Source organism: Peristeroidobacter agariperforans, from assembly GCF_004138335.1.
Taxonomy (GTDB): domain Bacteria; phylum Pseudomonadota; class Gammaproteobacteria; order Steroidobacterales; family Steroidobacteraceae; genus Steroidobacter; species Steroidobacter agariperforans.
The window spans coordinates 1,080,779-1,106,652 of the sequence record NZ_RYFW01000001.1 but is presented as its reverse complement, the minus strand read 5'-3'; the positions used below and the strand labels follow the sequence as shown (position 1 = coordinate 1,106,652).

At 62.6% G+C, this 25,874-nt stretch carries 25 protein-coding genes; 13 read left to right on the top strand and 12 right to left on the bottom strand.

The annotated features are described in order from the left end of the window. Position 1: 1 nt before the first annotated feature. Genes EK373_RS04850 through EK373_RS04830 form a run of 5 tightly spaced genes read right to left on the bottom strand, consistent with a single transcriptional unit; the run spans position 2 to position 7,338 of the window. A complete protein-coding gene (locus EK373_RS04850; protein ID WP_129641596.1) occupies positions 2-901 on the bottom strand; it encodes a DUF58 domain-containing protein in 900 nt (299 codons plus the stop codon). Beyond that, positions 898-1,899, bottom strand: a complete 1,002-nt coding sequence (locus EK373_RS04845; RefSeq protein ID WP_129641595.1) for an AAA family ATPase — start codon at positions 1,897-1,899, stop codon at positions 898-900. Before EK373_RS04845 ends, EK373_RS04850 begins: the two co-directional genes overlap by 4 nt. After that, the gene (locus tag EK373_RS04840) at positions 1,899-4,154 is read right to left on the bottom strand and encodes a tetratricopeptide repeat protein (RefSeq protein WP_129641594.1); all 2,256 of its coding nucleotides are present in this window, start codon (positions 4,152-4,154) and stop codon (positions 1,899-1,901) included. Before EK373_RS04840 ends, EK373_RS04845 begins: the two co-directional genes overlap by 1 nt. Further along, a complete protein-coding gene (locus EK373_RS04835; RefSeq protein WP_129641593.1) occupies positions 4,151-5,065 on the bottom strand; it encodes a hypothetical protein in 915 nt (304 codons plus the stop codon). Before EK373_RS04835 ends, EK373_RS04840 begins: the two co-directional genes overlap by 4 nt. Next, positions 5,062-7,338, bottom strand: coding sequence for a hypothetical protein (locus tag EK373_RS04830; RefSeq protein ID WP_129641592.1), 2,277 nt, complete (start codon positions 7,336-7,338; stop codon positions 5,062-5,064). The genes EK373_RS04835 and EK373_RS04830 overlap by 4 nt, the downstream gene beginning before the upstream one ends. A 124-nt stretch (positions 7,339-7,462) precedes the next feature. Here EK373_RS04830 and EK373_RS04825 point away from each other — a divergent pair, with 124 nt between their 5' ends. The 5 genes from EK373_RS04825 to EK373_RS04805 all read left to right on the top strand — a co-directional run bounded on the left by EK373_RS04825 (position 7,463) and on the right by EK373_RS04805 (position 11,108). Further along, a complete protein-coding gene (locus EK373_RS04825) occupies positions 7,463-7,888 on the top strand; it encodes an encapsulin-associated ferritin-like protein (RefSeq protein ID WP_129641591.1) in 426 nt (141 codons plus the stop codon). Further along, complete coding sequence (locus EK373_RS04820; RefSeq protein WP_129641590.1) at positions 7,885-8,712, top strand: family 1 encapsulin nanocompartment shell protein; 828 nt, start codon at positions 7,885-7,887, stop codon at positions 8,710-8,712. Before EK373_RS04825 ends, EK373_RS04820 begins: the two co-directional genes overlap by 4 nt. A gap of 230 nt (positions 8,713-8,942) precedes the next feature. Further along, the gene (locus EK373_RS04815; RefSeq protein ID WP_129641589.1) at positions 8,943-9,830 is read left to right on the top strand and encodes a LysR substrate-binding domain-containing protein; all 888 of its coding nucleotides are present in this window, start codon (positions 8,943-8,945) and stop codon (positions 9,828-9,830) included. A 242-nt stretch (positions 9,831-10,072) separates the two neighbouring features. Beyond that, a complete protein-coding gene (locus EK373_RS04810) occupies positions 10,073-10,411 on the top strand; it encodes a hypothetical protein (RefSeq protein ID WP_129641588.1) in 339 nt (112 codons plus the stop codon). Positions 10,412-10,634: 223 nt separating this feature from the next. Further along, the gene (locus tag EK373_RS04805; RefSeq protein WP_129641587.1) at positions 10,635-11,108 is read left to right on the top strand and encodes a DUF5658 family protein; all 474 of its coding nucleotides are present in this window, start codon (positions 10,635-10,637) and stop codon (positions 11,106-11,108) included. Positions 11,109-11,115: 7 nt separating this feature from the next. Here the strand turns inward: EK373_RS04805 and EK373_RS04800 are convergent, their stop codons facing one another. After that, entirely contained in the window at positions 11,116-11,523 is a 408-nt protein-coding gene (locus EK373_RS04800; RefSeq protein ID WP_129641586.1) for a hypothetical protein, read from the bottom strand. Between the two features lie 227 nt (positions 11,524-11,750). On the opposite strand from EK373_RS04800, the gene EK373_RS04795 reads away from it, so the two are divergent. The 4 genes from EK373_RS04795 to EK373_RS04780 all read left to right on the top strand — a co-directional run bounded on the left by EK373_RS04795 (position 11,751) and on the right by EK373_RS04780 (position 15,830). Beyond that, a complete protein-coding gene (locus EK373_RS04795; protein ID WP_198683072.1) occupies positions 11,751-13,805 on the top strand; it encodes a response regulator in 2,055 nt (684 codons plus the stop codon). Between the two features lies 1 nt (position 13,806). Continuing rightward, on the top strand, positions 13,807-14,487 hold the full coding sequence (locus tag EK373_RS04790; protein ID WP_129641584.1) for an alpha/beta hydrolase: 681 nt from the start codon (positions 13,807-13,809) through the stop codon (positions 14,485-14,487). Positions 14,488-14,548: 61 nt separating this feature from the next. Continuing rightward, on the top strand, positions 14,549-14,686 hold the full coding sequence (locus EK373_RS04785; RefSeq protein ID WP_129641583.1) for a DUF3096 domain-containing protein: 138 nt from the start codon (positions 14,549-14,551) through the stop codon (positions 14,684-14,686). A gap of 226 nt (positions 14,687-14,912) precedes the next feature. Beyond that, positions 14,913-15,830: a DMT family transporter gene (locus tag EK373_RS04780; RefSeq protein WP_198683071.1), complete on the top strand. Its 918-nt coding sequence runs from the start codon at positions 14,913-14,915 to the stop codon at positions 15,828-15,830. A 55-nt stretch (positions 15,831-15,885) separates the two neighbouring features. Here EK373_RS04780 and EK373_RS04775 read toward each other — a convergent pair whose 3' ends face one another. After that, on the bottom strand, positions 15,886-16,275 hold the full coding sequence (locus EK373_RS04775; protein WP_129641582.1) for a UrcA family protein: 390 nt from the start codon (positions 16,273-16,275) through the stop codon (positions 15,886-15,888). A gap of 322 nt (positions 16,276-16,597) precedes the next feature. On the opposite strand from EK373_RS04775, the gene EK373_RS04770 reads away from it, so the two are divergent. Both EK373_RS04770 and EK373_RS04765 read left to right on the top strand, forming a co-directional pair. Continuing rightward, on the top strand, positions 16,598-17,668 hold the full coding sequence (locus tag EK373_RS04770; protein WP_129641581.1) for a sensor histidine kinase: 1,071 nt from the start codon (positions 16,598-16,600) through the stop codon (positions 17,666-17,668). 24 nt (positions 17,669-17,692) lie between these two features. Next, complete coding sequence (locus EK373_RS04765; RefSeq protein WP_129641580.1) at positions 17,693-18,517, top strand: LytR/AlgR family response regulator transcription factor; 825 nt, start codon at positions 17,693-17,695, stop codon at positions 18,515-18,517. On the opposite strand, the gene EK373_RS04760 is transcribed toward EK373_RS04765, so the two are convergent. After that, positions 18,462-19,385 (bottom strand): DMT family transporter, encoded by a 924-nt coding sequence (locus tag EK373_RS04760; protein ID WP_129641579.1) that lies wholly within the window; start codon positions 19,383-19,385, stop codon positions 18,462-18,464. The genes EK373_RS04765 and EK373_RS04760 overlap by 56 nt on opposite strands. 69 nt (positions 19,386-19,454) lie before the next feature. Further along, positions 19,455-21,011, bottom strand: coding sequence for a proline--tRNA ligase (gene proS / locus EK373_RS04755; protein ID WP_129641578.1), 1,557 nt, complete (start codon positions 21,009-21,011; stop codon positions 19,455-19,457). Positions 21,012-21,167: 156 nt separating this feature from the next. Here proS and EK373_RS04750 point away from each other — a divergent pair, with 156 nt between their 5' ends. Further along, positions 21,168-21,410, top strand: coding sequence for a helix-turn-helix domain-containing protein (locus EK373_RS04750; protein WP_129641577.1), 243 nt, complete (start codon positions 21,168-21,170; stop codon positions 21,408-21,410). An 8-nt stretch (positions 21,411-21,418) separates the two neighbouring features. Here EK373_RS04750 and EK373_RS04745 read toward each other — a convergent pair whose 3' ends face one another. The 3 genes from EK373_RS04745 to tagH are packed head-to-tail and all read right to left on the bottom strand — an operon-like array spanning position 21,419 to position 25,095. Beyond that, positions 21,419-22,930 (bottom strand): serine/threonine-protein kinase, encoded by a 1,512-nt coding sequence (locus EK373_RS04745; RefSeq protein WP_129641576.1) that lies wholly within the window; start codon positions 22,928-22,930, stop codon positions 21,419-21,421. A gap of 42 nt (positions 22,931-22,972) precedes the next feature. Continuing rightward, positions 22,973-23,698 (bottom strand): PP2C family protein-serine/threonine phosphatase, encoded by a 726-nt coding sequence (locus EK373_RS04740; RefSeq protein WP_129641575.1) that lies wholly within the window; start codon positions 23,696-23,698, stop codon positions 22,973-22,975. Positions 23,699-23,703: 5 nt separating this feature from the next. After that, positions 23,704-25,095, bottom strand: a complete 1,392-nt coding sequence (gene tagH, locus EK373_RS04735; protein ID WP_129641574.1) for a type VI secretion system-associated FHA domain protein TagH — start codon at positions 25,093-25,095, stop codon at positions 23,704-23,706. A 108-nt stretch (positions 25,096-25,203) separates the two neighbouring features. Between tagH and EK373_RS04730 the strand changes: the two genes are divergently transcribed. Continuing rightward, the gene (locus EK373_RS04730; protein WP_157994222.1) at positions 25,204-25,830 is read left to right on the top strand and encodes an SRPBCC family protein; all 627 of its coding nucleotides are present in this window, start codon (positions 25,204-25,206) and stop codon (positions 25,828-25,830) included. Positions 25,831-25,874 lie beyond the last annotated feature (44 nt).

Sequence of the window (25,874 nt, the reverse complement as noted above, 5' to 3'; positions counted from 1 at the left end):
CTTACGTCCGGCCTTCCCTGAGCAGCAAGTAGCGCCGGAGCGCGTTGTCGAGAGGCTCGTCCGTGGTGATCAACAACTGATGCGCGCCGACATTGGCGGCGGCGCGTCGTAACGACTGCAGATGGTTGTCGAGTCGCTGCTGATATTCGGTCGTCAGATACTCGGGCGAGACGTTCAGCGTTCGCTGCGTCTCGACGTCCTCGAGCAGCACGGACTCGCGCCAGTTCGGCCGCATTTCCTGCGGGTCGAGCAGCTGGAACAGCATGATGTCGTGACCGCGATACGCCAGCGGCTGCACCGCGCGACTCATCTCTTCCGGATCGCAATAAAGATCCGAGATCACTGCGACCAGGCCGCGACGGGACAGATGCTCGCCAAAGCGCTGGAAGCAGGCTTCGAGATTGGTGCCGTTGCCCGGAGTCACCGCGTCGATGGCGTGGATCATCGCGGTCAGGCTGCCGGCACGGCTGGTCGCGGGACGGAAGGTTCGCACCTTCTCATCGAACACGATGAGTCCCACGGGATCGTGCTGACGCGCGGCCAGATAAGCGAGCGCAGCGGCCAGGAACTTGCCGTATTGCAGCTTGCTGACCGAGTGCGAGCCGTAACCCATCGAGGCGCTCGCATCCAGCAAGATCATCAGGCGCGTATTGGTCTCGCCTTCGTAACGACGGATGTAAGTGCGCTCGGTGCGCGCGAAGACATTCCAATCGACGAAGCGGGGATCGTCACCTTCGACGTAGGCGCGATATTCCTTGAACTCCTGACTGAAGCCGTAGTGCGGCGAGCGGTGCAAGCCGGTGAGAAACCCTTCCACGGCCGTGCGCGCGATCAGCTCCAGATTCGCTAGTCCGGCCAGCGTTTCCGGCGGCAGCAGGCGATTGGAGGCGGCGGCATTCACCGTTCGACGACCTCGCGCAGCACTTCGTCGACGCTTCTGCCGTCGGACTCGGCCTGGTAGTTGGTGAGCACGCGATGTCGCAGCACCGGCAATGCCAGTGTTCGCAGATCGTCCTCGGTGACGTGATAGCGACCTTGCATCAACGCGCGCGCCTTGGCGGCAAGGCACAGGAACTGAGTCGCGCGAACGCTGGCCCCATAACGAACATAGCGGCGCACCGATTCAGGCGCGTTGGATTCCCGAGGTCGCGTCGACCGGATTAGCTCCACGGCTTTCCGGCGCACTTCGGTAGACAGCGGCACCTGTCGCACCAGCCATTGGAATTTCACGATCTCTTCGGCATTCGTGCACGGGCTCAGCTGCGGGCCTTCCACTCGCGAGGTATTGCGGTCGACGACTTCCATTTCGTGCTCGGCGCTCAGATAGTCGAGCAGCACGTTGAACAGGAAGCGATCGAGCTGGGCTTCGGGCAGCGGATACGTGCCTTCCAGCTCGATGGGGTTCTGGGTCGCGAGCACGAAGAACGGCTCACCGAGCGTATGCGTCGTGCCGCGCACGGTGACCGAATGTTCCTGCATGGCTTCGAGCAGCGCCGCCTGCGTCTTCGGCGGCGTGCGGTTCACTTCGTCGGCCAGCAGCACGTTCGCGAACAACGGGCCGGGCACGAACGTCCAGCGGCGATGGCCCGTGGTGATGTCCTCTTCGATGATGTCGGTGCCGGTCACGTCGGTGGGCATCAGGTCCGGCGTGAACTGAATGCGCTTGAACGACAGGCCCAGCGCCGTCGCCAGCGTCTTCACGAGCAAGGTCTTGGCCGTGCCGGGCATGCCGGTGATCAAGCAATGACCGCCGACCAGCAGCGTCAACAGCAAATAGTCGATGACTTCGTCCTGGCCGACGATGACGAGGCGCACCTGATCGCGGATCGCCCCGATGCGATCGTGGAAGAGATTCACCAGCGCGGCGGTTTCCTGCTCGTTCGCGACGACGTCATTCATTAACTACGCTCCTCGATCATTTTCAGCAGCAGGGCCTGCGCGGGCTTGAAGTGCGGCGCCGTGGCGAGCGCGTCCAGCAGATGACGACGGCTGCCCAGCTTATCGCCCATCTCGCGCAGGGCGCGCGCCATTCCGTAGTGAGCCGGCGCTTGATCCAGCTTGTTGAGCGCGAGCAAGGCCTGGAACTCACGCAACGCGTCTTCGTTACGACCGGCAGTCAACAAGCGCTCGCCGAGCTGTGCGTGCACCTCGGCGTTCAGCGGATCCGAATAGTTGAGCGACACCATCAAGTTGGTGGCGTCCTGGGTGCGCCCGGCTTCGTCGAGCCAGCGAGCCAGCTCGCGCAGCGCGGTCGGGTCCCAACCGCCGGCGCGGCGATAGGCTTCCATGGCGACGATGGCCTCCGAGCGGCGATTCAACTTGTCGAGCGCCTTGGCCAGCATCAAGTGCGCGCTGTCTCCGCCGACGTGCTCGGGATACAGCGCGACCGCACGACGCGCCGGTTCAACCGCATCCGCCCAACGCTCCTTTTGCAGCGCCTGACGCGCGGCCAGCATCTGCTGCTGCCAATCCTCGAAGTTCGCCAGCACATTCGCGAAGCGCGTCCGCACGAACGTATCGAACTCCTTGTCGAAAGCGGCCGGCGCAATCTTGAACGTGGCTTCGATGGCCTGCGCCGTCGTGCGCTTGCCGTCGAACTGCCGGAGCAGCGCGCCGAGTTGCTCGAAGCCCCAGCGCTGCTCTATGAACAAGCACACCAGGCCCGACTGCATGTACGACACCTGCACCTGGCCCGGATAACTCGGGCGAATGAAGCCGGAGTCCAGATCCGCAACCGGCAGGAATTGTTTCTTTTCGAGCGCGGCGATGGCTTCCGGCGTCACCGCGACCCCAGGCGTCGGGCCGGTCCGCCACTCTTCGAACACCGAAATACCCTCGCTCAACCAGCGCGGCACGTGATGATCGGTGACTTCCAGGGTGAACACGTGCGCCATCTCGTGCCACAGCGTGCTGCCCCAGTGAAACTCGCTGGTCGGACGGCTCGACGGACTGTCCATCGCGACGACATAGCCGAATGTGACACCGAGCAGGCCGATGCCGGGCAACGCCGCCACGCGCACGGCGAAATCGTCATGGTCCGGATATAGCTCGACGGTGATGGGCTCGCGCGGCTTGAAGCCGTAACGCTGCGATAAGCTTTGGATACTGCGGCCGGTGAGATCGAGCACATACGGTCGCAGTACGTCTGACTCTTTCTTGTGCAGCCGTAACTGGACCTGATAGGTGTCCTCGCCGATCACGACTGGATCTTCGCTGATCGAGAATTCATCGATGCGATCCAACAGGCGCAGCGAGTTCACCGTCGTCGGGCTGTAAGGATCGCCGGAGTACGCAGCCTGCAGGTGCGTGCGGGCTTCATTGACGTTGCCGAGCCGCAGCAGGTTCGAACCGAGCTCGGCATGTGCGCCCCACAGATCCGGTTGCACTTCGACCGCCCGGCGCAACAGCACGGTCGCTTCCTTATAGCGACGACGCATGATCTCGAAGTGCGCCAGCTGCTGATACATGGCGCCGTAACGCGGGTTGTAATCGAGGATGCGCTTGATCCACTGATCGGGACTATTGCCGCGGGCCATTTCCAACGACGCGCGCAGCGTGTAAACCTCGAGCGGCGGCAGTTTCTCTTTGCTGACGACTCGCATGGCGCGGTCCAGCGCCTTGTCCGCGTCGTCGAGCTGGCCTTCTTCGAGATCCATCGACGCGGTGAGCAGGTGGGCTTCGATCAGATCGCCGTCCTGCTTCAAGGCGTCCTCGACCAGCGGCCGTGCTTGTCCTTCGAAGCGCTCCGCATACACGCTCGCCAGGCCCAGCTTGGCGTGCACGTCATTAGGGAAGACTTTCAGCGCTTCGCCGAACAGTTCGACGGCATCGGAATACTGGTGCGTCTGCAGATACAGTCGCGCCCATCGAACGCGCGGCTGCACGGCGCGTTCGTTGTTCTGCACGGTGTCGCGAAAAATTCGATTGGCCCGCTGAATATCGCCCACGGCCCAAGCCGCTTCGGCTTGAACGATGGGAGTCGGCGATTCCAACAATTTGGCGTAACAGGCGCGTGCCTGCTCGCTGCGGCCGTGATAGCGGTGCTCGTCACAAGGCCGCAACTCGACCGCGCGGCGCGGGTCGTAATCGATGGACTGCGCGCCGGCCGCCGCGGCGAACAGCAACAACACCAAAGTGGCAGTGCGGGTCATCATGGCGTCGCGCCTCCACCGGCTTTGGCATCGATTTCCCTTTGAAGCAGCGCCAGGCGCACCAGCACTTCTTCGAGCTGGTCGTAATACTGAGTATCCGGCAGCGCGGCTCTTTGTTCCTTCACGCGATCAAGGTCCTGCTCGATCACGCCTCGTTGTGACAACAGGGCTGCGACTTCGGGGTTGTCCGGCATCACCTCGCCGGCGCCGAGACGGGCGAGGGTGAAGCGGCCGGCGTCGTCACCTTCCATCCGCGCGTGCTCGGTCGCCATCGACGTCTCGGCCTTGAAGGCAGCTGCGATCTGGTTGGTCGCGAAGGCATAGGCCTCGGCAGCGGTGACGATCTGGTCTTTGTTCGTGTCCGCCGCTTCCGACGCGACGGCCTGGGCCCAGTATTGGGCAAAGCGCGTCGCCGTCTTTTCGCCGCCGCTCTTGGTCGCCGTGATGACGACGCGCCTTGGTTTCTTCCAACGCTCGGCCACAGCGCCGCTGGCGCTGGTCGCATTGATGATCAACTGATCGCGGGCCGGCAGTTCATCGAACAGGCGCGCGAGCTCGCTGTCGGTGAGATCGGGACCCGGAAGATTGAAACGATAGTTTTCGCCGTCGTAACTGCCGTGACCGATGAGCACGATCACCGCCGAGTCGCTGGTACTCATGCGCGAGGCGAGCGATTTGATGTCGCGCTTCACGGCGTCCGCCCGGGCCGCATCGCCGCTCAACGACATGACATTGGCAGTGCTGCCGGCGGCTTTCTCGGCGGCGCTTGCCACTGCGGCGGCGTGCTCGCGAAATCTTTGTTCGTAGCCGGGCTCGCCGCCCAAGCCGGCGACAACGAAAGTGTAGGTGGCTGCGGACGCGGGCAACGTACATGCCGTCGCCAACAAAGCCGAAATGAGGCGCGCTTTGTTCACAGCCGCCCCCATCGCAGTCGAAGCAGCCACTCGCCGAGCTTCAGAGCGAGCAGCACGATGAACACAATGGGCAGATTCCAAAGGTCCAGCGTCTGTCGTTCGACGATGCCGGCCTTGGAATAAGGAATGGCGCCCGCGAGACCATCCAGTTCGCTCAACGGCCAGTAACGTCCGCCAGTGACATTCGCAATGCGTTCCAGCAAATCGCGGTGCTGATAAGTCGCGAAGTGCTCGGCCACGCCGTCGTTACGCAGTACGTGCGTGACGGCCGATCCGACCTCTTTGTCTCCTGCGCGTGCGGTCATCTCGATCCGATACAGGCCGGCGGACGCGGCATCGAGGGTCGCGCTGTAGCGGCCATCGCTCTGCCCGGAGGGTTGCATGGTCTGCTTGAACGGCGCGTCGCGTTCAGGCGCCACCTGTAGTTCGACCGTAGCGTCGCTGATGGGTTCGAAGCGCTCGTCGCGGACTTCCGCTTCGAGCCGCACCGTGCGTTCGTCTTCATACACGGTGCGCTCGCCGTTCACGGTGACCCGAGCCGGCGCCGTCGATGAGATGGCGTGCATGAGCTGGCGCCAGAACATTTCGTGACTCTGATCGTCGGACGGCATGCGCATCTGCCAGCGCAGGGTGCTGGCCGTTGCCAGCACATAAGTAGCACCGCGGCCGTAGTGCTGCCAGACCAGCAAAGGTGAACGACCTTGTTCACCATTCGCCTCCAGCAACACGATCGCGCCCGGCTTGAGCCGTCCCAGCGATTGATAGTCCGCCAGCGGCGGTAGACTTTTCCAGCGATCCAGATTCTTGCGCGGATCGACTTCGAGTCGGGGAATCGGCGACTCGGCGCCATACATCGTCAGCACCGCTTGCCCGGGACGCTGCACGAATTGCGTGGGTTGCCGTCCGGTGAGCTGCACCGGCAGGGTCTGCGCCAAAGCCGCGTTCTGCCAGCCACCGGCGGACAAGCCGTAACGGCCGGCCAGCATCAGCACGGCGCCGCCGCGCTTGTCGACGAACTCCTTTAATAACCTGTGTTGCTCGGCGCGCAGCCCGGCCGCTTCGTAGCTGCCGATGATGACCGCGTCGTAACCGAACAATTCCGCCGGATCGGACGGGAAGCCGTCGACCAGCTCCTCCGGCGCGTTCACGCCCTGGCGATAATGTTTATTCGGCGTGGTGCGGACGATACTGGCGACGCGTAACGCGCGATCGCGATCGACCGCCCGGCGCAAGAACTTATATTCCCAGCGCGGCTCGCCCTCGACGTACAGAATGCCGCGTCGGCCGGCGGGCACATTCACTACTCGAGTGCGCGCGTTGTTGATCACGTTGCGCTCGCCGTCCAGCGGATCGAGCACGAAGCGCAATTCATGCGTGCCTGCCTGGCCGGCGGGCAAATCCAGCGCAAGCTGGGTGGTGGCCGCGTCGGGCCGTAGTTTGACGTCGCGCGCTGCGACCAGATTGTCGCGATCGTAGACGCGCAGGCGCGCTTGGGTCGCACCGTTGTGACGAATGCCGATCTGCGCATCGATGGTCGAACCCGCGGGCGCCGATCCTGCAACCTCGACGCGCTCCAGCTCGAGATCGTCGCTGACAGCTTCCGGACCGAGACCGACGGTGTGAACGGGCACGCCATAGGATGCGATTTCGGCGAGGCGCTCTTCGCTCAGTGTGTCGCCATTTTCCGCGCCGTCGCTGAACAAGATGACACCGGCAAGGGGCGCGCTGCCTGCACTTTGCAACACTTGATGAAGCGCGTCGCCAATGCGTGTCTGCCGGCCGGGCGGCGGCATGGCGTCGAGCGTGTTCAGCGGCGTCGTGGCCTGCGCAAATCCGAACAAGCGCACCGCGAAGGTTTTTTCCAGCCGCTGCAGGGTGCCGTTCTGCAAGGCGGCGGCGACTTCTTGCAGCCGCGATTGCCCGGCATCGCCGTACGCCATGCTGGCGGAAGCATCGATGGCGACCGCGAGCTCGTTCTCGCGATCGCGCACCCGCTCGACATTCAGCACCGGACGCCACAACAGGCAAAGAATCAGCGCGAGCAGCAGCGTCTGCAGAACGCCGACGGGCGCCAGCATTCGCCAGCCGAGCGCGCGCCGTCGCCACAGCGAGAACGCCACCACCGCGGCGGCCAGCAAAATCAAAGTAATGAGCAGCCCTATCGGCCAGGCGCTCGCAAATGCAAACGTGCCGGTTCGATACGCCCAGAGGGGATGAGTGAAGAGCCGCTCGAACACCGGCCAGTAATAGTAGATGCGCCGCCCCAAACGCAAGCCACAATCCTGCTGAAAATCGTGAAGAAGCGGTTAGCCGTAGTCGGAACCGCAGCCGGCTTCATGCGTACTGGTTTGACGTACCCAACAACCAGCGCGCATTCATCTACGCCCAACCGAAGTCATGTCTAGTGAATCCCTGCATGAGAGCGCCAAGGCGCTTCGCCCGGAGACCATCGACCGGCACCGCGCCGTGTCCTCCTTGATGGAAGAGCTCGAAGCGGTCGACTGGTACGACCAGCGGATCGATGCCGCCACCGACGACGAGCTGAAACGCATCCTGGCGCACAATCGCGACGAGGAAAAAGAGCACGCCGCCATGGTGTTGGAGTGGTTGCGCCGTAAGGATCCCAAGCTCGACGAGCACCTGCGGACCTATTTGTTCACCGAGAAGTCCGTGCTCGAGATCGAGGATGAAGCCGAGCACGCCGGCGGCGGCGGCGAGGCAGGCGCCGACGACGGTTGTCTGCGCATCGGCAGCCTGCGCGGTGAACAGCAGAACCCGATTCGCGAGTTGGCGCTGTTTGCCGGCACAGGAATCAAACCATGAATGAGCTGTTGCGCACTCACGCCCCGATCTCCACCGAAGCCTGGAAGGAGATCGACGCCGAGGCCAGCCGCACGCTGAAGACGTTGCTCGCTGCGCGCCGGCTGGTGGATTTCAAAGGGCCCCTCGGCTGGAATTGCTCGTCGGTCTCGACTGGCCGGACGCATACCCTGTCGCCCTCGTTACAGGACGGCGTGGTGGCCAAGCTGCGGCTGTCGCTGCCCTTGATCGAGATCCGCATTCCGTTCGAGGTCGATCGCGAAGAGCTGGATGCGATCGGGCGCGGCGATACCAATCCCGACCTGGACTCGGTTCGCAATGCGGCTCGCGCAGCGGCGATCGCCGAAGATCGCGCCATCTTCCAGGGCTATGAGGCTGGTCATATCGACGGCATTTTTCCCGCTGCTAGCGACCGAGGGCTGACGATTCCCGCAGATTTCGATGCATATCCCGACGTGGTCGCGGAAGCTACCCATCGATTGCGCAGCGAGGGTGTCAGCGGTCCCTACGGCATCGCGCTTGGACCTCGCTGCTACACCGGCCTGACTAGAAGCACACTGCGCGGCTATCCCATCATCAATCATGTGCGCGAGCTGGTGGATGGACCGATCGTGTGGGCGCCGGCCGTCGATGGCGCAGTCGTGATGAGTCTGCGCGGCGGCGACTTCGAGCTGATCGTCGGACAGGACTTCTCGGTCGGCTATCTGGATCACACCAGCACCTCGGTACTGCTCTATTTGCAGCAGAGCTTCACGTTCCGCGTGCTGTCGCCCGAGGCGGCGGTTCCCCTCACGCACGCAGCGGTGGATGTGACTCCCGCGAAATAAAACATTGACGGATTATTAACAAAGGGCGACTTAACCCCTTGACCGCACTCTAATTGCGCGCGGCTCATCGAAGTTGCCTGCGCGTGGGGCGGCCGTTGCCGCGTCCAGCCCCTGGCTGCGGCTGGAGGTCAGGGAATTCGCGGGTTCTGAGACACGGCACAGTACTTGCTGTCATGAAGGCGTGACATCCTGTCTCGCCCTGACCTGCCGCGTTTCTGCGGCTCGTGACCATGCGCCTGCCCTCGCTGAAGTTTCTCAAGACCTTTCAAGTCGCCGCGACGCGCCTGAGCTTCAAGGCTGCCGCCGAGGAGCTGTGCATTACGCCGTCCGCGGTCAGTCACCAGATCAAGGGACTGGAGGAGCAACTCGGCGTCGCACTGTTCGAGCGCGGTCCGAGCTCGCTGACGCTCACCGAAGCCGGCGAGAGTTATCTGCAGCACCTGGAGACAGTGTTCGCCCGGCTCGAAGCGGTCACCGAGCAGTTGCGCATCCGTTACGGCCGCGATGTGGTCCGTCTGCACATCCCGCCGTTCTTCGCGACTGAGATGTTGCTGCCGCGCCTGCCGTCGTTCCTCGAAGTGCGGCCGGACACCGACGTGCACATCAATACGGTGGCGGGCACCTTGCAGTCGCATCCAGCGGAGGCGGATCTATCCATCGTGGTGGACACCTCGCCCGAAGAGCTGCACGACCACGACTGCCACAAACTGTTCTCGCAAACCTTCGTGCCGGCGTGCTCGCCGACGTTGTTGCAACGTCTGCCGATCGATTCGATCCAGGACCTGAACAAACATACGTTGATCATTCATGAAGCGCGTCGCGACGGCTGGCAGCGCTGGGCGCAGACGCTCGGCATCGACCTGCGGCCCAAGAGCGTCGTGCGCTTCGATTCCATGAATACCGCAGCGGAAGCAGCCGAGCACGGCGTGGGCGTCGCGCTCGTTTCGTCGCGTCTCGGTAACGAGCGCTTCGCACAGGGCTCGCTGGTGAAGCTGTTCGACCGGGAGCTCGAGACCGGCGAAAGTTATTTCTTGATCCTGCGCAAAGAAGACGCCGAGCGGCCCGATGTCAAAGCGCTCACTGAATGGCTGATCGAAGAATTCAGCATCGCGGCGTGATGCAGCGCTCGCTTTAGAGCAAAGAAATCCCAGGGGCGAGTTTGTTTTCTATCCGCAGCAGCGGAGGGCGGGGCGCGCCCGTTTGTTTCTAATTTGTTTCATATCGGGGATTGCCTGCATGAGCGCAATTGCTGCCAGCATGAAATCTTCTCGTTTGTCGCGGCGGCTCGCCGGCTCTAGATTGGCTCCATTCCATAAAGAAACGTTCCAGGGGATTCATTGACACCTTTGGAGTTACTTCGATGAACACGCTCAGCAAGTCCTTGTCTATCGCCGCCGCTACTATCGCCTTCGCCGCGCCGTTCGCCACTCAGGCTCACAACTACGACGCCGCGATGGATTCGTGCATCAACGCCTTCGTTGCCTCCAGCTTGCCGAAAGAGCAGCCGGTCAAGGTCAGGAAGGAAGACGGCATCAACAGCCCGCTCAGCGTTCACTCGCGCGCTTACAAGATCGTGGTCACCGCGAAGGGCGTGGAAAGCGGCAAATACTTTGCCCGTGGCACCTGCATCGTCGATCGCAGCGGCGCAGTGGTTGCGCTGAACGGCAAGCCGCTCACCCAGAAGCTGGCTTCTCGCTGATGTTTGATTGATGGCTCACGCTCCGGGAGAGGCGCAACTGACATCCCCCTGAAAGTTCGCGCCCGCAAGGACGCGCCTCCCGGAGCGATTTTCTGCCAACTTTTCCGACAAGTTCCCTTCGACGCAAGTTTCTTTCGCGACTGATTACGGTAACTTCAGCCCATGGCGGCGCACGCTTCACGCACACTGAGTGCAAAGCAGCGAGTCGAGGCTCCTCCCATCCATGCGCGCAACGGAACGCGTCCCCAACGAACGTCGCAGCGGTGTTGAACGCCGTCACTACAGCATTGCCGCGTACTGGCGGGGTGCGCTGAATCCACGTCGTCGAGCGGGACGACGCACGACCGATCGTGTCTACGCCATCATCGATTGGCACTCACCGCGCGTGCTGGCGCTCGTCCTGCTGATTCTTGGCTTGTCGACGCTCGATGGCGTGCTGACATTGATGCTGATGAGCCAGGGTGCGCAGGAAGTGAACCCGGTGATGGCGCTGTTCGTGCCTCACAACCTCGGCTGGTTCGCGGCGATCAAATTGACGCTCACCAGCGCCGGCGCCGCCGTCCTGGTGGTCTGCGCGAGGATGAAGCTGTTCAGGTTGTTTCCCGGCGAAGTGCTGCTGTACCTGGTGGTCGGTTGCTATGTCGCGCTGGTGGCTTACGAGCTGCAACTGCTCGCCAACCCGCCGCCGATGATCTAGGCGCCGGTTAGCTGCGAACCGCAGCCGGCGAACGATAACCGCCGACATACCAACGAAAAGCGAAGTAGGTCCAGGCCGACAAAGTGCCGCTGACCACGGCGGTCACGAAGTATTCGGCATCAAACAGCCGGGCTGCCACCACGATGCCGCCGAGCATCGACAGCGTGGCCTGCCCGAGCCGCAGCTCCCAACGATCCACGTAGTGCAAATATGCCGGCGCGCATTGGGCAATGCGCGTGCGATGGGGGTCGAAGCCAAACAAACGCGATAGCGCCATATAGCTACCGACGCCCATCAGGCTCCACAGCGCCACGTGCCACAGATCCACTGGCTTGCCCGACAGCGCGGAATAAACGACCGCGGCCATGAGGAACAAAGCAAAGGCGATCAGACCGTGCAGCTTGCGCGATTGCATGGCAGTGAACCGGTGAGAAAGAGGTGGCCAGGTATAGCGCCGTCACTTTGCCATTTCTGTGATTCAGGTCAAAGCGTAAACCCCTGAGCATGACCCTGCCCTTTACCGCAGCGGGCTCCCGGTCAATTACCTACGCGACGGCGCTCGCAGCACCTATAGCTATCTCACAACGGCCTCGCGAGGCAGAATATTGTTTTGGCCGATCCCTCACCGGACGAGAACAAAGAATGAGATTTTTCCGGCGTTCGCTGATCACCCTGGGGGTCGCAGCGACGCTGCCCACCGTGGTGTTCATTGCAGTCGGCGCCTTTTATTTCCTGCGTGCCGAACGGGCCCGTGTCGAAACTGACACGCTTGGCCGCAGTGAAATTGCGACCATGCTGGTCGACGGCCGCCTGCGTCGCGACCTGGCCGCGCTCAACGTGCTGACCAGCTCGGTGGACCTGGCCCGGGGCAATATGCCGGAGTTTTATTCCCGCGTGCGACGAGTGCAGGCGGCCAACCCGGCATGGCGCACCATCGTTCTGATCGATGCGCTCGGCGCCAAAGAATTGTTCGATCTGCGCCGACCCATGGGTGAACCTCGAGCGCTCGACGGCGTGCACGCACCGGCGCTCGCTGAGATTCGTCTTAGCCAGGCGCCAATCGCCGGCTCGATCAGTCCGCCGCCCGAAGCACTGGCCTGGGTTTACGCCCCCGTCAGCAGCGATGGAGAGTTGCGTTACGTGCTCGGCGCCGGCATCGAGCCACAAGCCTTTCAAGAACTGCTGACCGCGGTCGCCGAAGCGGGCACGACCGCGGCCATCGTCGATCCACGAGGCAGCTTTGTCGCACGCACTCTCAACTTCGAGACACGCGTCGGCACACCGGCTACGGAGTTCGTGCGCAAAGCGATCAGCGAAGGCGATAGCGGCTTGTATCCCGGCACCACGTACGAAGGGTTGAAGAACTACACGGCATTTCATACGTCGTCTTGGTCGCAATGGTCGGCTCACCTCGCCGTGGCCTCGACCGCCATCGACGCGCCGACGGCGTGGTCCTTCGTTGCTGCGGCATCCGCCGCCACAGGCGCCCTGATACTCGGCGGCGCGCTGGTTCTGTTGATGCTGCGGGATATGGCCGAGCGCCGCCGCGCCGAAGAAACATTGCGTCAGTCGCAGAAGATGGAAGCCGTCGGCCAGCTGACGGGCGGCATCGCGCACGATTTCAACAATCTGCTGACCGCCGTCATCGGCAATCTCGATCTGATCCGCAACAAGGTCCACGACAACGAACGACTGCGCAGGCTGGCTGACAATGCGCTCGAGGCATCGCGACGAGGCGCAAAGCTCGCCTCGCAATTGCTGGCTTTTTCTCGCAGCCAGCGCATGGAGGTCGGCTCGGTCGATCTGCAACAGCTGTTCAACGGCATGAGCGGCTTGCTCACGCAGTCGGTGGGTCCCTCAGTCGAGGTACGCATGTCGCTCGATCCCGATGCGCGTTGGGTCATGAGCGACGCGAATCAGCTTGAACTGGCGCTGCTCAACTTGGCGGTGAACGCGAGGGATGCCATGCCTGCCGGTGGCAAGCTCATCATCAGCGCCCGTCGCGCTGATGTCGTCGACCGACATCTGGCGAACGGCGACTATGTGCAGCTGTCCGTGACGGACACGGGCGTTGGCATGACCGAAGAGGTGCGCGTGCGTGCGGTCGAGCCGTTCTTCACGACCAAACCGGTCGGCCAGGGCACCGGCTTGGGGCTGTCGCAGGTGTATGCAGTGGCTCGCGAATCGGGAGGTTCCCTGCACATCGACAGCGAGCCCCAGCAGGGCACGACGGTTCGTTTGCTTCTGCCGCTTGCGCCCGCCGATGCAGTCGAGCCCGAGCCGGTTTCGGCAGCGCCCGTAGCTGCGGATTCGGCGCCCGAGCCAGTGAAAAAGAGCACCAGCGTGCTGGTGGTCGATGACGACCGGCTGGTGCGACGATTCATGACCGAATCGTTGCGCTCGCTGGGCTACGAAGTGCGCGACACGGACAATGGCATCGATGCGCTGGTGCTGCTGGATGCACAGCGCTGCGATCTGTTGCTCGCCGATTTCGCCATGCCGGGCATGAACGGCGCGGAGCTGGCCAAGGCTGCCCAGATGAAACAACCTGGAATGCCCGTGCTTATAGTCTCAGGCTATGCGGACAGCGCCGCGGTGGAAGCAGTGCTGGGCACGGCCAGGCAGTTGCGCAAGCCGTTCGACATGGCCGAGCTCGGCGCAGCCGTGGCGGAAGTATTGCAATCCTCTCGGAGCTGAAATGCCCCATACGACTCGAGAATCCGCCGACGCCGTCGTTCTCACGCCGGCCGGACCGGCCGTCGCGGCAGTGATCTGGCTGCACGGGCTCGGCGCGGACGGTTTCGATTTCGTGCCCATCGTCGATGAGCTGCGCTTGCCGGCGACACTGCCGGTGCGATTCATTTTTCCGCACGCAGCGCCGCGGCCGGTGACGATCAACAACGGCTATGTCATGCGCGCGTGGTATGACATCAAAGGGTTCGGCCCGGGGCGAGCCGAAGACGACGCCGGCATCCGCGAGTCCGAGGGCGTCGTGCAGCGATATATCGAACAAGAGATCGCACAAGGCATTCCGGCCAGCAAAATCGTGATTGCCGGTTTCTCACAAGGCGGCGCGATCGCGCTACAAACAGCCTTGCGTTATCAGCAGCGCCTCGCGGGCGTGCTGGCGTTGAGCACGTACTTGCCTTTGGCCGCCTCCTTGCGCGCAGAGGCGTCCGCCGCGAACCGAGATGTGCCGATCCTGATGTGTCACGGCGTGCACGATCCCGTCGTACAGGTGCAAATGGGCGAGGCGTCGCGCGATGCGTTACTGGGACTCGGCTATCGCATCGACTGGCGAACGTATCCGATGGAGCATTCAGTTTGCACGGAAGAGGTGCTCGATCTCTCGAACTGGCTGCAGGCCCGCCTGGCCTGAGGAACAATCGTCCGAGCTCTGACGTACCGCCTGTGATCACATCACAAACGAAGGCGCGGGTATGTACGTCAGCATCGGTCCCCTGGTTGCACTGGTCGCCGGCATTCTGATCCTGGTCGTGCCGCGACTGTTGAATTACATCGTCGCCATCTATCTCATCATCATCGGCCTGCTCGGCTTGTTCGGACCGCGACTATAGGGCCTGTGAACACTCATTGGATGGACTGCGACGAGCTATTGCGGTTCAGGGCTAGGCGCGACGACCGCCGTATACTCTCCGTATATGAGGGAGGAGTAACGACGTCCTGAACCGCAATAGCTCGTCCCATCTAAGGATATTCATTCATTAAATGGGTTGCGCCTCCAATGAGTGTTCACAGGCCCTTAGCGTTCCGGTTCGTCACTTTGCGGTAAAGTGCCGCTGAGTGAAGAACCTTACCGCCAGTTACAACCGTCTGCACCGCAATTCCCGTGGCACGCTGTGGATGCTTGCATCCGCCGCGTCGTTCACGGTTATGACGATGCTCATCAAGTTCCTCGGCGATGACTATTCGGCGCCGTTGCAAACGTTTTATCGGAATGCCGCGGGCCTGATCGTGATGATCCCGTTGATTGCGCGAAACCCGCGGCAAACGTTTCGCACCTCTCGGCCAGGGTTGTTGCTGTTTCGCGCGACGGCGGGAACGGTTGCGATGATCCTGGGCTTCTACGCCTATCAAAAAATGCCCCTGGCCGACGCGAATGCGCTGTCGTTCACGCGCACGCTGTGGCTCGTGCCGTTGGCCGCATTCGTGTTGAAGGAGCCGATCGGGCCACGCCGAATCGCCGCCACCATGATTGGTTTCTTCGGCGCGCTGTTGATGCTGCAGCCGTCGAGCACGAGCGGCTTCGGTTTGCCTGCGGCCGCCGCTTTGCTGTCCGCTCTATTGATCGCGCTGACGGTGACCGGGATGAAAGTCATGACCCGCGATCACACGACCATGACGTTGATGGCCTGGTCTGCGGTGCTCGGCTTCGTGCTGACCATTCCTGGCGCGCTGCTCGCCTGGCGTACGCCGAGCTGGTCGGACCTGGCGCTGCTGAGCCTGCTGGGAATATTGGGCCTGGTGAACCAGGCTTGCTACATCAAGGGCATGGCGGAGGGCGACGCCATGGTGATGGCGCCGATCGATTACACCCGCCTGATCTTCGCGATCGTGCTCGGCTACGCGTTGTTTCGCGAAGTCCCGAACGGCGTGACCATGCTCGGCGCCGGCGTCATCATCGCTTCGACCTTGTACATCACCTGGCGCGAAGCGCAGCTCGGTCAGCCCAAGCCTGAAGCGCAACGCGCCGAGTCATGAGGTCCAGCGACGCGCCGTTCGCAGCCGGTCGCGTCGCTTTGAACAGGCCGGCATTTCAGGTGCTGGCCCGGGACTTCATCGAGCGGCTCGCGATCCGTACGTTCTCATCCGCCGCATACACGGCCTGCACCGAGGCATGGCCGACGCTATCGACAGCGCGAGCCAGCGCATCCCGATAGCAAGCGTTGTACACCTTCATCCGGCGCAGATCGCGTGGCTCCTTGTACTGAACGCAGACCCGATCCGAGGCGCGCTGCAGGCGGCTGTACAGCACCTTCGCATCACCCTGTTTGGCAAGATTCAAGTCGGTGTAGTCGACAGTGGTCGAGGGCGCGTCGGCAGTGCCGGGTGCATCGCCAGCGTGAGCCGCGGCGCCGAAAGCCAGGGCAGTGAAGGCACAGGCGGCAACGTAACGCGCAACGCGGAAGGACTTCTGGCTGGACATGATCGAGTCTCCTCTAACTTCGCTTCTCTTTCGTACCGTTCATCGCGCGCTTGTCCTTGAGATGCGAGTGATTCGCCCAGGGTTGCAAGCGTCGCGAGAAATTTTCATCGACGCGAAGTTCGACCGGGCGCAGCGGCCCGACATTCCTTCTGCTCATCGTGCGGCCGAATCGTTTCGACGCACACGCAATTGCCGCTACAACAGCGCCGGAAACGCGTTATGTCGGGCGAAAAATCGAGCTGGAAGCACCGCTTGCGACCGGGCGTGCCGGCGGCGCGACGAAAGGATGGAATGCGTCGCGGCTCTTGCTTACAGTGACCGCATGGACCTCGCACAACTGAAACAAAACAGAAATCTGCTGTTCTGGTCCCTGCACGTACTCGGCTGGAGCGCCTACGGCGTTTCTCAGTACGTCGGCGCACTGCTGTATGGCAAGCCGGTGTCCTATGTACAGTACATCGCAGTCGCAGCCGCCTCGGGCTGCGTGCTCACCATGCCGCTGCGTTACATCTGCCGATGGCTCTGGAAAAAGCCGCCGGCCGTGATGATGGCGGGGGCCCTCGCCGCTGCGTGGGTTACGGCCTGCTTCCTCCGCGTCATCATGAACTGGTTCTACCATCGCTGTGTGGAGCCGGAATGGCCCATCGTGCACTGGCACGAATACTTCAGCGGCGCATTGAGCTCGACTTATCTGATCATGTGCTGGGTCGGCCTGTACTTCGGCGTGAAGTACTACGAGTCCTTGCAGTCACAGCGCATCGCCACTCTGCAGGCGGCGTCGCTGGCGCAGGAAGCGCAATTGAAGATGCTGCGTTATCAGCTCAATCCGCACTTCCTGTTCAACACGCTCAACGCCATTTCGACGCTGATTCTCGACAACCGCAACAGCACCGCCAACAACGCGGTCACCGGGTTGTCGGAGTTCCTGCGCTATACGCTCGATCAGGACCCGATGAAGAAAGTCACGGTCGCGCAGGAGATCGACGCGCTCAATCTGTATCTGAATATCGAGACGATGCGCTTCGGCTCGCGCCTGCGACTGAACTACGCCATCGAAGACGCGGCCAGCACCATGCTGGTGCCCAGCCTGTTGTTGCAACCTTTGATCGAGAACGCCATCAAGTACGCGGTCTCACCACGGGAGCAAGGCGGGCAAATTCGCATCGGCGCTCACGTCACCGGGGGTATGCTGCAACTGGAAGTTGCCGATGACGGGCCGGGCATGATCGATGCGACCCGTTTGGCCAATGGTCGCGGCGTCGGTATTCGCAATACTCGCGAGCGCCTGCAGGTGCTGTACGGAGAACGCGGCACCGTTGCAGTAACGAACACCGACCCCGGTTTGCGGGTGTCGCTGACGTTTCCAGCGGAACGCGCTACGGCTCCCAACTGAGCCAAAGCGTGGCATGAGTAAGCCATGACTGACCAACCCATTCGCACCATCATCGTAGATGATGAAGAACTGGCCCGGCGCGGCATCGAGCTGCGGCTTGCCCAACATCCGGATATCGAGATCGTCCGGCATTGCGCCAACGGCCGCGAAGCCGTCGAATCGATGATGGAGGACAAACCGGACCTGATGTTCCTGGACATCCAGATGCCCGGCATCTCCGGTTTCGAAGTGCTGGCGCGATTGCCGCAGGAGTTGCTGCCGATGGTGATTTTCGTCACCGCTTACGATCGTTACGCGCTGGACGCCTTCGAGGCGCAGGCCATCGACTACCTGCTCAAGCCCATCAACGACACACGCTTCACCCAGGCGCTGGATCGCGTGCGTGGCTATTGGCAACAGCGCAATGCGCTCAGTCAGCGGGAACAGCTGATGAAGTTGCTCGCGACTACCCAAGGAACCGGGCAGGTGGATGAGCAAACGCTGCGGCAATATCTGCACGCCGAGCGCCAGCCACAGTATCCGCAGATTCTTCCGATTCGCGACGACGCCGGCACGGTCAGGGTCGACGTGAAAAGCATCGATTGGATCGATGCTGCCGGCGACTACATGTGCGTGCACGCCGACGGGCGCACCTACGTATTGCGCGAGACCATGAAGTCGCTGGAAGCGGTGCTCGATCCGCAGCTGTTTCAGCGCGTGCACCGTTCGACCATCGTCAACGTGTCACGCGTGCGGCGGCTGCGGCCTCACACCAACGGCGAATATTTCCTGACGCTCGACGACGGCCAGGAGATCAAACTGAGCCGCTCTTACCGGGATCGGGTCGATCAGCTGCTGCAGCGGCGTTGACTGGATGGCGCACCAGCCACGGGTGCAGGAACACGGCCGCCAGCACGATGGCGACGCCTAAATAGAAACTCGGGCTGAGCTCGCGCTGCTCACCGAGCAACACGATCGCCATCACGATCGCATATACCGGCTCCATGTTGAGCGCGATGGTTGCTGAGAACGCGCTTACGTGACGAAGCGCTGCCAGCGATACGGCGAACGGCAGCAGCGTGCAGCCCATCGCGAGCACGGCCAGTAACGTCGCATCCCGCACTGTTGGCAGGACAAACACAGTGTCCGGCGCCATCGCCGCCGAGATCAGCGTGATCAACAACAGACCGGCGCCCATTTCCAAGCCGGTGACCGCCAGCGCATCGGAATGGCCGATGTAACGTTTGTTCAGACTGGCAAACACCGAGACCAGCAACGCTCCGAGCACGCCAACCGCCACACCCAGGCGCATGGTGGTTGGCGTTCCGCCCACTACCAACGCGACGCCCGGAATCGCCGCCAGGCCAAACAACAGTTCGCGCACGTCGAAGCGACGGCCCACCAGAAAGGGTTCGATGAAGGCGAGGAACACCGGCGACAACGCCAGGCAGGTGGCTGCAACCGAAGCGTTGGCCAACCGAATGGAGCCGTAGAACGCCAGCCAGTGAAGCGCGACCACCATCCCGATGCCGGCATAGATCGCAATCAGGCGCGGCGGCAACGCAGATAGTCCGCGCCAGAAACGCGGCACGAGCACCAGCGCGCCGGCCACGAGCAGCAGTCGCCACCAGACCAGCGACAGCGTATCCAGCGAGATCAGCTTGCCGAGAATGGCAGTGAATCCCCACAGGATGACGCAGAAGTGAATTTGCCAATTGGCGCGAGAGACCGCCGACATCCAGACAAACCTTGCCAGTCGCTATCCCCGGGCAGGATAGCGACGATAGTGAACGTTATCGCGTTCGGCTCAGTACGCCTTCGCCCACACCACCCGCTGCGGGCTCGGCTTGCCGGTGAACGGGCAGGTGCCGGGCTCGCTCTTTTCTAACGGAATGCAGCGCACCGTCACGCCAAGCTCGGCCTTGATTCGCTCTTCCAGAGCCGCTTCGCCGCTGAAGTGCGTCAATGCGAAGCCACCGTGAATGGGCGTCGGAGCATTCTCGGCCACGCGCGGCGCGGTGAAGTACTCGTAAAACTCTTCCTTGGTGTCGATGCGCTTCGTGAACTGCTCGCGATATGCCTTCGCCCGCTCGAACAGGCCATCCTGAATGGATTGCAAGGTGGTACCGATCGACGCGACGAACTCACTGCGCGGGATGCTCTGTTTGTCCTTCGGCGCGCGATCGCGACGGCCGACGAACAACGCATCCTTCTCGAGGTCGCGAGGGCCGACTTCAATGCGCACCGGCACGCCTTTCTTGATCCAGTTCCACACCTTGTCGCCGCCGCGCTCATCGCGCTCGTCGACGACCACGGAAACCGGACGATCCGCGTAGCGCTGCGCCCGCAGCTCATTGGCCACCGAGCGGCAGTACTCGATCACGCGCGCCCGATCTTCATCGGACCGGTAAATGGGCAGGATCACGACCTGCACCGGCGCGAGCTTCGGCGGCAGCACCAGGCCGTCGTCGTCGGAATGAGTCATGAGCAGGCCGCCGATCAGGCGGGTCGACACGCCCCAGCTGGTGGTCCAGGCGTGCTGGTGCTGGCCGTTCTGGTCCAGGAACTCGATGCCGCTAGCCTTGGCGAAGTTCTGGCCGAGGAAGTGACTGGTGCCGGCCTGCAGCGCCTTGCGATCCTGCATCATGGCTTCGATACAGAAGGTCTGCTCGGCGCCCGGGAAGCGCTCGTTGGCCGTCTTTTCGCCGCGAATCACCGGCACGGCCATCCATTCTTCGGCGAAGGTCGCGTACACATCGAGCATGCGCATGGTCTCTTCCACGGCTTCTTCCTTGGTGGCGTGCGCCGTGTGGCCTTCCTGCCAGAGGAATTCGGCGGTCCGCAGGAACATGCGGGTGCGCATTTCCCAGCGCACCACGTTGGCCCACTGATTGATCAGCAGCGGCAGGTCGCGATAGCTCTGCACCCAGCGCGAGAACGCATCGCCGATGATGGTCTCGGAGGTCGGGCGGACGATCAGGGGCTCTTCCAGCTCGCCGGTCGGGCGCAGCTTGCCATCCGGCCCGGCTTCCAGGCGGTGATGGGTGACCACCGCGCACTCCTTGGCAAAACCTTCCACGTGGGCAGCTTCCTTCTGCATGAAGGACAGCGGGATGAACAGCGGGAAGTAGGCGTTCTGATGGCCGGTAGCCTTGAACATGTCGTCCAGCACCCGCTGCATGTTCTCCCACAGCGAGTAGCCCCACGGCTTGATGACCATGCAGCCGCGCACGGCCGAGTTCTCGGCCAGGTCGGCGCCGCGAATAACCTGCTGATACCACTCGCCATAGTTTTCATCCCGGGTCGGGGTGATGGCGGTCTTGGCCTTGGCGCCCTGCGGGGCGGTTTGGGGTTTGCTGTTCATGTCTGCGAAGAACTTTTGATGCGCTCGGCATGCGGCCGGGAAGGGGCGCGATTACAGCAGATTTTCCGTGCCAGACGAAATCCGATGGGAGTATTCTAAGTTGGGATAACGGCTCGGGCGGAATATAGACACGGGCGTCATACGGAGCCCGCCGTCTTGAAGTCACTGCGCTCACCTGCTCATGTTCGCTTGCTCGAGTTGCTGCTTGCCGCGCGCGAGAAGGCCGGTTTGACTCAGCAGCAGCTGGCGGATCGTCTTGGCAAACCGCAGAGCTTCATTTCCAAATACGAAGGCGGGGAACGGCGCATCGACGTGATCGAGTTCATTGCGATCGCGGATGCACTCGACATGGATGCGAGCCGCGCCATCCGGGATGTGCGCGCGAAATACCGCCCGTAACGAGCTGGCTACCTGGCCGCGTCGACGACCGGCGCGTATTTTCGGAAGTGGGCGCTCAGCTGCTGCAACCGTTCCGCCATCTCGTGGCGTCGCGCGGGATCGTTCTCGGTCAGCCGTAGAACCTCGTCAGCCGCGCGATTCAGTGCTGCAACAGCTTCGCGGTTGCGCGGATGGATGTCGTAGGCCGCGGCGTAACTCTGCAGCGCCGACATGATCCCATCGGACAAGCCTTCGTTCTCATAGAACGCCCACGCTGCGTCGCCCTGTTTCATGGCGGTGCGAAAGTCCTGCTGGCTGGTCGCCGGCAATTCGGCGAACGCAATGGCCGGGCTGGTTTCGAGATAGTTTTGATATCCGAAATAGCCGGCCGTCAGCGCCAGCACGGCGCTCGCCGCCAGCGTGGATTTCTGTAGCCGCGTGACGCCGCGGAATAACTTGAGAAAGTCACCCGCAGTCTGGGGGCGATCCTTGCGCTCGAAGGACAGACATCGTTCGATCGCACGCGCATGCTTGCGCTTCAGCCCCTTCAGCGGCGTGGGCTTGATACCGAGCTTGCGCGCGTTCGGCGCGCTGTGTCGCTGATACGGATGAAATCCCGTGACCAACTCGTACGCGATGATGCCGAGCGCGTACATATCGTCCGCGGTATGAGGATCGACGCCGGCGACCATTTCGTCCGTCGCATACGCTTCGGTGTACGCGCCAAGCGATCCAGCGTCGAACTCATCTTTGTTTTCTTCGGTGATGGAGCTGGGCACGGCGCGCGCGATGCCGAAATCCAGAATCTTCGCAGTGCCATCCGAGGCAATGAATACGTTGCCCGGCTTGAGATCCGAATGAACGATGCCCTTGCGATGCGCGTAGGCCAGGCCTTCGGCAATACCGCGAATGATCGGCAAGGCGAACTCGGCACTGTTGCCCTTGCCGCGCCCTTCCCGAACGATGGTATCGAGCGAGCGGCCTTTCAGCAGCTCCATCGTCATGTAGACGGTGTCGCCATCGCGATCGAAGTCGAACACAGTGACGACGTTTGGATGCGCCAGCGTTTGCGCCTTGCGCGCCTCGCGCTGCAGGGCCATGAAAGACTGGGGGTGCCGCGCGAAATCCGCGTTCAGCACTTTCAATGCAACGTGAGGATTTGGATCTCGCGCTTCGAGCTTGCGCCGGTCGACGGCGCCGAATACCAGGCCCATGCCGCCTTTGCCGAGCATGGTTTCCAGCACGAAGCGCTGTTTGATGACCGAGCCCGGCTCGAGTGAGCCCGGCTGCTGGCTCAAAGCATCACGCGCGCCTGACTCCGGCGCCTTGAGCGTGGGCGCGAACGCCGCATCCGGGCCTTGCACCGGCCGACCGGCCTGCAGTGTGCGCGCGGCAGTGCCTGAATCCTCCGTCGACTGTCGGACGAGCGTCCCTTCGGGTTCTGCACGCACGAGCGTGTGCAGTTCCGTCCCTGAGCGATGCAGGGTGGCGTCGGGTTCGGCAGCGCGCAGCTTGGTTTGTTGTTCGTCCGTGTTCTTCATGGGGGCGCCGACATTGAGAACGTCAGCCGCTTCCTATGCTGATCAGGTCGCTTCCACAATGACCACCGTCACATTGTCGCGTGCGCCCGCTTTTAGCGTGGCATCGATCAGCTTGCGCGCCGATGTTTTCACATCGTCGGCCGACAGCGCCGAGGCAATCTGCGCGTCGTTCAGCTCGCGCGTCAGGCCGTCGGAGCACAGCAGGTAACGATCCCCGAGCCGGACCCGGTCCTTCCGGATGTCCAGCGTCAATGTCGCCTCCCCGCCGACAGCTCGCGTGATGGCATGGTCCGCTTCTTCATCGGGATGTTGCAAGTTCAGCTCGGCGGCCCAGGTGTGATCGGTCGTCAGCTGCGCCAGCTGACCCTGGCGCCAGCGATACACGCGGCTGTCGCCGGCCCACAGCACGGCGAGCTCGGTACGCCGGACCAACAGGATGGTCACGGTGCTGCCACTGACGATGGGATTGATCGGCCGCACCGACGCTTCATACAAGCGGCGATTCACGTCGCTCATGCGCTGGCGGACGGCGATGACCGCTTCGTCGAGCGAGCCTTCGCCAGTCAACAGCTGCAGCCCCTCGCACACCATGCGGCTCGCGACATCGCCATCGCGATAGCCGCCCATGCCGTCAGCCACCGACCAGACGCCGGCGGCGTGCAGTTCGACGAAGGCGTCCTGATTCGTGGCGCGAAGACGGCCGACGTCAGTCATGCCTGCCGAAACGTAAACGGGCTGAATGTCCTCTTCCACCAATGTTTCATCCATGAAGGTCACTGCCCCACCGGCCGGCTGGATTTTTTCAGCCGCTCCAGGTGTTCCTCATAGGCGCGCGCGAACGCGTCGCCAAACAATGTACGGAAGCCGGTTTCGGCGTCCTTGCTCAGCTCGCCGTACTTGTCCCGGTACAGGTCCCAATAGCGCAGCTTGGCTGGCACGCCGAGGATCGAGCCTTTCATCTGCCGGTCGAACTCGTCCTGCATGCGTTGCGGATCGAAGTGCGACAGCATCGACTCGAACGCCAGGCGCATCGCCGCCAGGAACGCCGACTGGTGATCGCGCACGTCCCGAAACGCATCTTCGAAAGCATCCGGCGGCGCCAGATACGCGGGATTGTGTTTCACCAGCAGGTTGTGAAAAGCATCGTCGACGTTGGCGGAAAACTTCAACGGGTTGTTGTCCGCCGCCTTGAACGAAGTGCCGCGCATGCGCAATTCATCCTTCACGTGCTCGCGGGTACGCAACGCTTCCATCACACCGCCGAGTGCGATCCGCAGAATCTCTCCGAGCATGCGCGCATTCTCCGCGCTGGGCTCGAGACCTTCGATGCCCGCCGCATCGAACAACGCTTTCAACTGCGCCCCATCGCCGCTCGCCGGCTTGCTTTGCTCGGGACGCGGCCGCGGCGCCGGAGCGCTGGGAATTTCTTTGGTGACCGCTTTCGGGACGGCTTTGGCAACCGGGGCCGGGCGTTGCAGCTGTGGCTGCGAGCGAGGCGGCGTGGGAACAGCGATCGTGGATTTCACAACATCAGCCCGGAGGCGAGACGGAACCGCTGAGGGCGACGGCTTCTTCGGCTCGGCAACCTCGGCCATGCCGAACCATTCGGTGCCGTGATCCTCGTCGACCTCGTCCTCTTCGTCCTCCTCATCCTCGTCGACCCTGGCAGTCGAGTCTTGCAGAATGGTGCCATTCCGGGGGGCGCTCGGACGACTTGCAACCAGACTTTCGGTTCTGTCTTCGGCCGCAGCTGGCGCCGGCGTGACAGCGCGCCGCGCGGGCGGTACGAGCTTCGGGCCGCCGTTCTTCAACGCGGCGAACGGATCGTTCTGCAAATCCTCGGTGGCGTCTTTCTGGATGGAAACATTGATCTGATAGGCATCGATATACAGCAGGTCGCCATCGCGCAATTGCTGCGGTTGCCCGCGTGTCAGTCGATTGTCTGGGGAATTGATGAACACGCCGTTGGTGCTGGTGTCTTCGACGAAGTACTTGCCGTTGACGTAGCGGATCAGTGCATGCCGGCCCGACACATACGGGTCGGGGAACACCCAGTCATTGTCCGGCAGGCGCCCGATGGTGCCGCCGAGCGCCTTGAAGGTCTTGCGACCGGCGGCGCCCATGGCCTGGGCCTGCGGGCCGGTCACTTCCAGGGTGAGAATCATGCGAATGCACTGCCCGTCGATGGATGCTGGTCGATAATTGGGTCGATAATTCCGGCATTAGAGCAACCGACCAAGCATCGCAGTATCGGCCAGAGGTCTGCAAGAATGATGAGTAGAACCCCACAGTTCCCTGACAGAACAAGCATTTCGGCACGCCGCACCGGATTGTTACAACGCCTGGGACGCTGTCTATCCGCCGTGCTTCTGAGCGCGGCCTGCTGGTGGTCGCAAGCCACGCTGGCCGCCGAGCCGCAGGTCACCGAAGGATTTATCAACGCGTCGCCGGCCGAGGTGTGGCGGATCTTCACCACTGCCGAAGGTTACAAACAGACCGGCGTCGCCCATGCCGAGGTCGACTTCAAGGTCGGCGGCGCCATCCGCACGCACTACGATCCCAAGGGCCGGCTCGGCGATGCCCACACCATCGTCAACGAAATCCTGGCGTACGAGCCGGAGCGCATGTTGGCGATCCGCATCAAGCAGGCGCCGGCGGATTTCAAATATCCCGACGCCATCGCCGGCACCTGGACCGTGATTTATCTGACGCCCGCCGGGGACAACATGACTCAAGTGCGCATCGTCGGGCTGGGCTATACCGACGAGCCGCAATCCCAGGCCATGCGCAAATTCTTCGCCGAGGGCAACCGCTGGACCCTGGACCGCATCGCCAAGCCCTATTGGCCGAAATGCGCCAAGTGCGTGGCCGAGGAGGCCGCCAAGGCAGGCACTCCCTGACACTCACTAAAGTGTGTGGCAGGTCTCACTATTGAGTGATTTTG